Annotated in this window: 5 protein-coding genes; 4 read left to right on the top strand and 1 reads right to left on the bottom strand. The window is 70.2% G+C overall.

Translation table 11 applies throughout. The annotated features are described in order from the left end of the window. On the top strand, window positions 1-770 hold a 770-nt coding region (locus tag ACRDU5_RS10680; protein WP_526614470.1), incomplete at its 5' end, for a helix-turn-helix transcriptional regulator. A 289-nt stretch (window positions 771-1,059) separates the two neighbouring features. Here ACRDU5_RS10680 and ACRDU5_RS10675 read toward each other — a convergent pair. After that, on the bottom strand, window positions 1,060-1,629 hold the full coding sequence (locus ACRDU5_RS10675; RefSeq protein WP_526614468.1) for a hypothetical protein: 570 nt from the start codon (window positions 1,627-1,629) through the stop codon (window positions 1,060-1,062). 18 nt (window positions 1,630-1,647) lie between these two features. Here ACRDU5_RS10675 and ACRDU5_RS10670 point away from each other — a divergent pair, with 18 nt between their 5' ends. From ACRDU5_RS10670 to ACRDU5_RS10660, 3 genes are all read left to right on the top strand, one after another. Further along, window positions 1,648-2,406, top strand: coding sequence for an endonuclease/exonuclease/phosphatase family protein (locus tag ACRDU5_RS10670; RefSeq protein ID WP_526614467.1), 759 nt, complete (start codon window positions 1,648-1,650; stop codon window positions 2,404-2,406). 17 nt (window positions 2,407-2,423) lie between these two features. Further along, window positions 2,424-6,641 carry a glycoside hydrolase family 38 N-terminal domain-containing protein gene (locus ACRDU5_RS10665; RefSeq protein ID WP_526614466.1) on the top strand — a complete coding sequence of 1,406 codons (4,218 nt, stop codon included), beginning with the start codon at window positions 2,424-2,426 and terminating at the stop codon, window positions 6,639-6,641. Further along, window positions 6,638-7,181 (top strand): DUF7158 domain-containing protein (locus tag ACRDU5_RS10660; protein WP_526614465.1); only part of this gene is annotated, 544 nt, incomplete at its 3' end. The genes ACRDU5_RS10665 and ACRDU5_RS10660, both read left to right, overlap by 4 nt.

Raw genomic sequence — 7,181 nt, 5'->3', positions numbered from 1 at the left:
GCGCCGGCGCGGCGCTGCCGCCGCTGCTGCTCGACCCCGACGAGGCGGTGGCGATGGCCGTCTGCCTGCGGCTGGCCGCGGGCGGCAGCGTGGCCGGGGTCGGCGAGTCGGCGCTGCGGGCGTTGAGCAAGCTGGATCAGGTGATGCCGTCGCGGCTGCGCTCGCAGGTGTCGGCGGTGCACGACGCCACCGTGACGCTGACCTGGAGCTCGTCCGATTCGCCGGTCGAACCCGACGTGCTGATGACGCTGGCCCGTGCCTGCCGCGACCGCGAGCAGGTGTCGGCGGCCTACGTCGACCGCTCCGGCGGCGCCACCGAGCGGCGGCTGGAGCCCTATCAGCTGGTCACCACCGGACGGCGCTGGTATCTGCTGGCGTTCGACCGCGACCGTCAGGACTGGCGCAGCCTGCGGCTGGACCGGATGCGCGACGTGCGGGCGCACGGCAGCACGTTCGTGGCCCAGGATGCGCCCGACGCCGCGGCCTACGTGCGGCGGTCGATCAGCGCGTCGCCGTATCGGTATGTGGCGCGGGTCCGCTATTCCGCTCCGGAAGACGTTGTGGCGCAGCACTTCTCGCCAGCATCGGTGACCATAGAGCCAGATGGGCCGGGCTCCTGCATCGTCACCGCGGGCGCCGACGACCCGGAGCGGATGGTGTTCTATTTCGCGACGGTCGGGTGCGACTTCGAGGTGCTCGAGCCACCCGAAGTCGCCAGGGCGGTCGAAACCGTTGCCGCACGGCTGCGTCGTGCGGTGATCAGGCCGTGACGCCCGCGTCCGGCCGCCGATCCGTGCCATCGCAGACGGAGCAGCAGCAGCCGACGGTGCGCCTCGAAACCCAGTGACAGCGGGTCCGGCAAGTTGCGCGGGCCACTAGACGTCTTGCGTTCGGTCGTCATGATGACTCCACTGTGACATAACCACGCGACTATTTCAGATGGCGCGCCGTTGACCGAAAACGGGCGTCAGCCGAAATGAATTGCAGCCCAACCGCACTGAACAATCTGATAACGATTCGGCATACCGGGTGTGTGACAATTTTCACCCCGTCCAGACGTCAGGCGGTGATGCCCAGCCGGTCGGTGAGCACCAAGAATGCGGCGGCGAAATCGTTAATGACGGTGTCGGCGCGCACCCGATCCCAGTCCACCTGCTCCCGGACCGCGCGGACAGCGGGCAGCAATGCGGCGAAGTCGCAATGGTGCTCGTTGAGCGAGGACAGCTTCTCCGTCACCACCTGGGTCGCCGACAGCACCGGCATCCGGATGGCCAGCACGTCGACTTCCTCCACCGACCGGATGGTCTCCGGGTCAACCGGCACGCCGTTGAGCCGGTGCAGCACGTCGACCACCAGGTCGTCGCCGATGCAGGCCTTGAACAGCCAGTCTTCCGGCGTCCGCTGGATGCGGAAGCCGGCCTTCGCGAGCGTCACCGCCGCCGCGTCGGCGTCGCGCTCGGCGACGACGAAGTCCACGTCGTGCACAGGCTCGGGCCCGCCGTACACCCACAGCGCGTAGCTACCCGCCAGGGCGAATTCGGGTCCATGGGCCTTGAGGGCCGACGCGGCGCGCTTGAGGGCGTCGCGCAGGTCGTCGTTGCGCGCGGGCAGGTGTCCCTGGTCTGTCATCGCGGGTAAGTAATACCCATGCGGGTGGCCACCTTCAACATCCTGCACGGACGCAGCGTCCACGACGGCGCTGTTGAGGTGGACCGACTCCGCGAATCCATCGGGCGGCTCGATGCCGACGTGCTGGCCCTGCAGGAGGTCGACCTCGACCAGCCCCGCTCGGCGAGGGCCGACCTGACCGCGGTCGCCGCCGAGGCGATGGGCGCGGTGAGCCACCGATTCGTCGCGGCGATCTCGGGCACACCAGGGGCGATGTGGATGGCGGCGACCGAACGCGAGCAACCGGGCACGGCCGCATATGGCATCGCGTTGCTGTCCCGGTTTCCGGTGCAGAGCTGGCAGGTGCTGCGGCTGCCCCGCATCCCGATGACGATTCCGATGTACCTGCGGGGCCCGAACCGGGTGTTGATGGTGCACGAGGAACCACGCGCGGCCATGGTCGCGCGGCTGGACACCCCGGTGGGGCCGCTGACCGTCGCGAACACCCATCTGTCGTTCGTGGCCGGGTGGAACCGCGTGCAGCTGCGGCACCTGATCCGGGATCTGCGTGGCTTCCCGGGACCGCGGGTGCTGATGGGCGACCTCAACATGACGCCGCGACGCTGGTTCGGGCTGCGGCCGCTCGGGGAGGCACCGACGTTCCCGGCCGACGACCCGCGTCGTCAGCTGGACCACATCCTCACCGACGACCCGGCGCTGCGTGCGGATGACTGCCGCACCCCGGTCTTGCCGATCTCGGATCATCGGGCGCTTGTTGTCGACGTTTCGCGGCCATAACTACGTAGGGTGGCGAGGTGGCGATCGGCGGACCGCTCCAGGTGACCTCCGCGGAGTCGACGGACCTCTTCGTGGGGCCGCCGGATGCGCCGCTGCAGGTGGTGCGGGTCGCCCACACCGGCGGCGGCACGCCGATCACGGTCGAGGGCGACGGCCTGGCCACGCCGGAGCCCGCGCCGGCCGACCCGGCCGGGGGTGTGGTCGAGGTGGCCGTGCAGGTGCTCCGGTCCGTCGTCGGCGAGCAGCGCGCGGCGCGGGTTGTGGCAGATAACGCCAGCACTCCCTTCGTGTTCACCGTCGCCGAACCTGGCTGGACCATGTTCATGATCAGCCACTTCCACTACGACCCGGTGTGGTGGAACACCCAGGCGGCCTACACCAGCCTGTGGACCGAGGATCCGCCCGGTCAATGCAGGCAGAACAACGGCTTCAACCTGGTGGCCGCCCACCTCGAAATGGCGCGCAGGGAACCGGAATACAAGTTCGTGCTGGCCGAGGTGGACTACCTCAAACCGTACTGGGACACCCACCCCGAGGACCGGGCAGACCTGCGACGGTTGATCGACGACGGCCGCGTCGAAATCATGGGCGGGGCCTACAACGAGCCAAACACCAACCTCACCAGCCCCGAGACGACGATCCGGAACTTTGTGCACGGCATGGGTTTTCAGCGCGACGTCATCGGTGCCGACCCGGCCACCGCGTGGCAGCTCGACGTTTTCGGGCACGACCCGCAGTTCCCCGGCATGGCGGCCGACGCGGGGCTGACGTCCAGCTCGTGGGCCCGCGGCCCGCACCATCAGTGGGGCCCGATGGCCGGCGACGGCGATCCCGAGCGGATGCAGTTCTCCGCCGAGTTCGAATGGATCGCGCCGTCCGGGCGCGGCCTGCTCACCCACTACATGCCCGCGCACTACTCGGGCGGCTGGTGGATGGATTCGTCGGCGACGCTGGAAGAGGCCGAGGCCGCCACCTACCGGCTGTTCGCGAATCTCAAGAAGGTCGCGCTGACGCGCAACGTGCTGCTGCCGGTCGGCACCGACTACACGCCACCGAACAAGTGGGTCACCGAGATTCACCGCGACTGGAATGCGCGATACACCTGGCCCCGGTTCGTGTGTGCGCTGCCGCGGGAGTTCTTCGCGTCGGTGCGGGCCGAACTGGACGCGCGGGGAGTCGAGCCGTCGCCGCAGACCCGAGACATGAACCCCATCTACACCGGCAAGGACGTCTCCTACATCGACACCAAACAGGCCAACCGGGCCGCCGAGAACGCGGTGCTGGACGCGGAAAAGTTCGCCGTGTTCGCCGGACTGCTGGCCGGTGCGACGTATCCGCAGGCGGCGCTGGAGAAGGCCTGGGTGCAGCTGGCCTACGGCGCGCACCACGACGCCATCACCGGCTCGGAGTCCGACCAGGTGTACCTCGACCTGCTGACCGGCTGGCGCGACGCGTGGGAACTGGGTCGCGCGGCGCGCGACAACGCGCTCACCCTGATCTCCGGCGCCGTCGATGGGTCGGTAGTGATATGGAACACCTTGGCGCACAAGCGAACCGATGTGGTGACGGCGCGCCTGGACCCGCCGATCGGTGCCGGGGTGCGGGTGTTCGACGCCGACGGCACCGAAGTGCCGGCCCTCGTCGAGCACGGTGGGCGATCGGTCAGCTGGCTGGCGCGCGACGTGCCGTCGCTGGGCTGGCGGGCCTATCGCCTGGCCGCCGCCGCGAAGCCCACCGGGTGGGAGCCGGTGGGCGGGACGGAGATCGCCAACGAGCACTACCGGTTGCGCGTCGATCCGGCCCGCGGCGGCGCGGTGTCGTCGCTGATCGAAGGCGGCCGCGAGCTGATCGCCGACGGCGACGTGGGCAACGAGCTTGCGGTCTACGACGAGTACCCGGCTCATCCGCAGGCGGGTGAGGGCCCGTGGCACCTGCTGCCCAAGGGGCCGGTAGTCGTCTCGTCCAGTTTCACGGCCGAGTCGGTGCAGTGCTATCGCGGACCACTGGGCCAGCGGCTGGTGGTGCGCGGGCGGATCGGCACGGTGTTGCGGTATACCCAGACGCTGACGCTGTGGCATGACCTCGCCCGGTTGGACTGCAGCACCACGATCGACGAATTCGCCGGCGCCGACCAGTTGTTGCGGCTGCGCTGGCCATGTCCGGTGCCGGGCGCGATGCCGGTGAGCGAGGTCGGTGACGCGGTGATCGGGCGCGGCTTCGCGCTGCTGCACGAGCCCGGCTCCGAGCAGTCCGTCGACACCGCGAAACATCCCTACACACTGGACAATCCGGCATACGGCTGGTTCGGGTTGTCGTCGGCCGCACGGGTCCGGGTCGGCGACAGCGTGCGGGCGGTGTCGGTGGCCGAGGTGGTGTCGCCGGCCGAGACGGCGTCCGCGCCGCTGGCCCGCGAGCTGATGGTGGCGCTGGTGCGCGCCGGTGTCACCGCCACCTGCAGCAGCGCCGACAAGCCGCGGTACGGGGATCTGAACGTCGACTCCAACCTGCCGGATGCCCGGATCGCGCTCGGCGGGCCCGACCAGAACGCGTTCACCGCCGCCGTGTTGGCCGACGCCGATCCGGCCTACACCGAGGAACTCAAGCGACAGCTGTACGCCACCGGCGCAGCCAGGGTGTGGGTGCCGGCCGCCGCGCCGCTGGCGGCGAGGTGGCTGCCCGGTGCCGACCTGCGGGCGGTGCGGGCGCTGCCGGTGCTGGTCATCGCCGGTCAGGACGGCCTCGACGGTGCCGTCGCATCGGTGGTCGACGACCTCGCCGATGCCGAGATCGTCGTCGAGCAACAGGCGCCGGTCGAGCTGGATGCCTTCGAACAGCGGACGGTCGCGGTGTGCAACCGCGGAGTGCCGGGCTTCGCCGTCGACACCGAGGGCACCCTGTACACGTCGTTGATGCGCTCGTGCACCGGCTGGCCGTCCGGGGTCTGGATGGACCCGCAGCCGCGCCGCACCGCACCCGACGGCTCGAATTTCCAGCTGCAGCACTGGACCCACACCTTCGACTACGCGCTGATATCCGGCGACGGCGACTGGCGGAAGGCAGGTGTTCCGGCCCGCAGTGCGAATTTCTCGCATCCGCTGCTGGCCGTCACCGGAAACACCAGTGCCCCAGGCGGATTGCCGCAGTGGGGTTCGCTGTTGGAGATCGAACCGGCCGGTTCGGTGCAACTCGGCGCGCTGAAGGCCGCGGGCAACCCTATTGCCGGCGGTAGCAGTGTGCCGGTCGACCCATGCGAATCTGTTGCCGTCCGGTTGGTCGAAACATGCGGAACCACAACCGATGTCGCGGTGACGTCCGGGTTGCACAAGGTGTCCTCGGCGTCGCGGGTCGACCTGCTGGAGCAGCCGCGCCTGCAGCAGCACCTGACGTCCGAGGGCCTCACGCTGCATGGCTACGAGATTGCCACCGTGCTGACCCGGCTCAACATGCCGCAGGTGATCGAGGCCGACCACACCGTGCTGGCACCCGATGCCGAGGCCGCGCAACCGCTGTATGCGCAGTATTGGCTGCACAACCGTGGCCCCGCGCCGCTCGGCGGGCTGCCCGCCGTCGTGCACGTGCAGCCACACCACGTCGACGCCGAGCCGAATGACCAAGTGCTGCTTCGGCTTACCGCAGCCAGCGACTGCGCCGACTCGGTGCTGCACGGCACGGTGCGGTTGGTGTGCCCGGAAGGCTGGACCGCCAGACCGGCGAGGCTGCCGTTCGTGCTGCCACGCGGTGAGCACCTCGAGGCCGACATCGAGTTCACCATGCCGCCGGACGCCCCACCGGGGATCTACCCGGTGCGCGCGCAACTCGTCGTCACCGGCAACGACGCCGAGTCGATGCCGGCGTCCTGGCGCCAGGTCGTGGAGGACGTCTGCACGGTCGCGGTGGGAATGCCCGCGGAACACGGCGAACTCGTTCACCTGGTCAGCGGACCGGACGAGATGGTGGTGACGCCCGGCGAATCGGCGTGGCTGGCCGTCACGGTCGGCACCAATGCCGCCGCAAGCCTGGCGGTGGAGGCGCACCTGATCAGCCCGTGGGGCACCTGGGAGTGGATGGGTCCGGCCGCGCGGGGCGCGGTGCTGCCGGCCGGCGGCACCGTCGAACTCGGCTTCGACATCACGCCGCCGGCGTGGGTGGATCCCGGCGAGTGGTGGGCGCTGGTCCGGGTGGGCTGCGCAGGGCGGCTGATCTACTCGCCCGCCGTGAAGGTGACGGTTCAATGAGCGGGCATCCGCACATCGCCGCGACGGTGGCCGGGATCGGCGTGCCGGTCGCCGACGTCGACGCGCGAGAAGCCCGGCTGCGCGCCACGATGCCCGAGGGGTCGCTGCCCCGGGCGGGCACCAGCGAGGGCCGACAGCTGCGCCGCTGGCTAACCCAGCTTCTGGTGACCGAACGCGTGATCGCGGCCGAGGCCGCCGCGGCCGGGCTGACCGCCGATGGCGCGCCCGCCGAAGACGAACTGCTGCCGGATGTTTCGGCCCGGCTCGAGATCGGCAGCGTGGCCGCGGCGGCGTTGGCCGACCCGCTGGCCCGTGCGATGTTCGGCCACGTCACGGCCGCGGTCGATGTCACCGACGCCGGGGTGGCCGACTACCACGCCCGCAACCCGCTGCGCTTCGCCACGCCGGCGGCCGCCGGAAACGGTTGGCGCACCGCGACTTTGGCCGCGCCGCCGTTGAATGCGGTGCGGCCGGTGATCACCGAACATCTGCGCGTCGCCGCCCGGCGCCGAGCATTCCGGCTGTGGCTGGACGCCCGGC

Origin of the sequence: Mycobacterium sp. (assembly GCF_050701515.1) — a bacterium.
Taxonomy (GTDB): domain Bacteria; phylum Actinomycetota; class Actinomycetes; order Mycobacteriales; family Mycobacteriaceae; genus Mycobacterium.
This window is presented reverse-complemented; position numbering and strand designations above follow the sequence as displayed.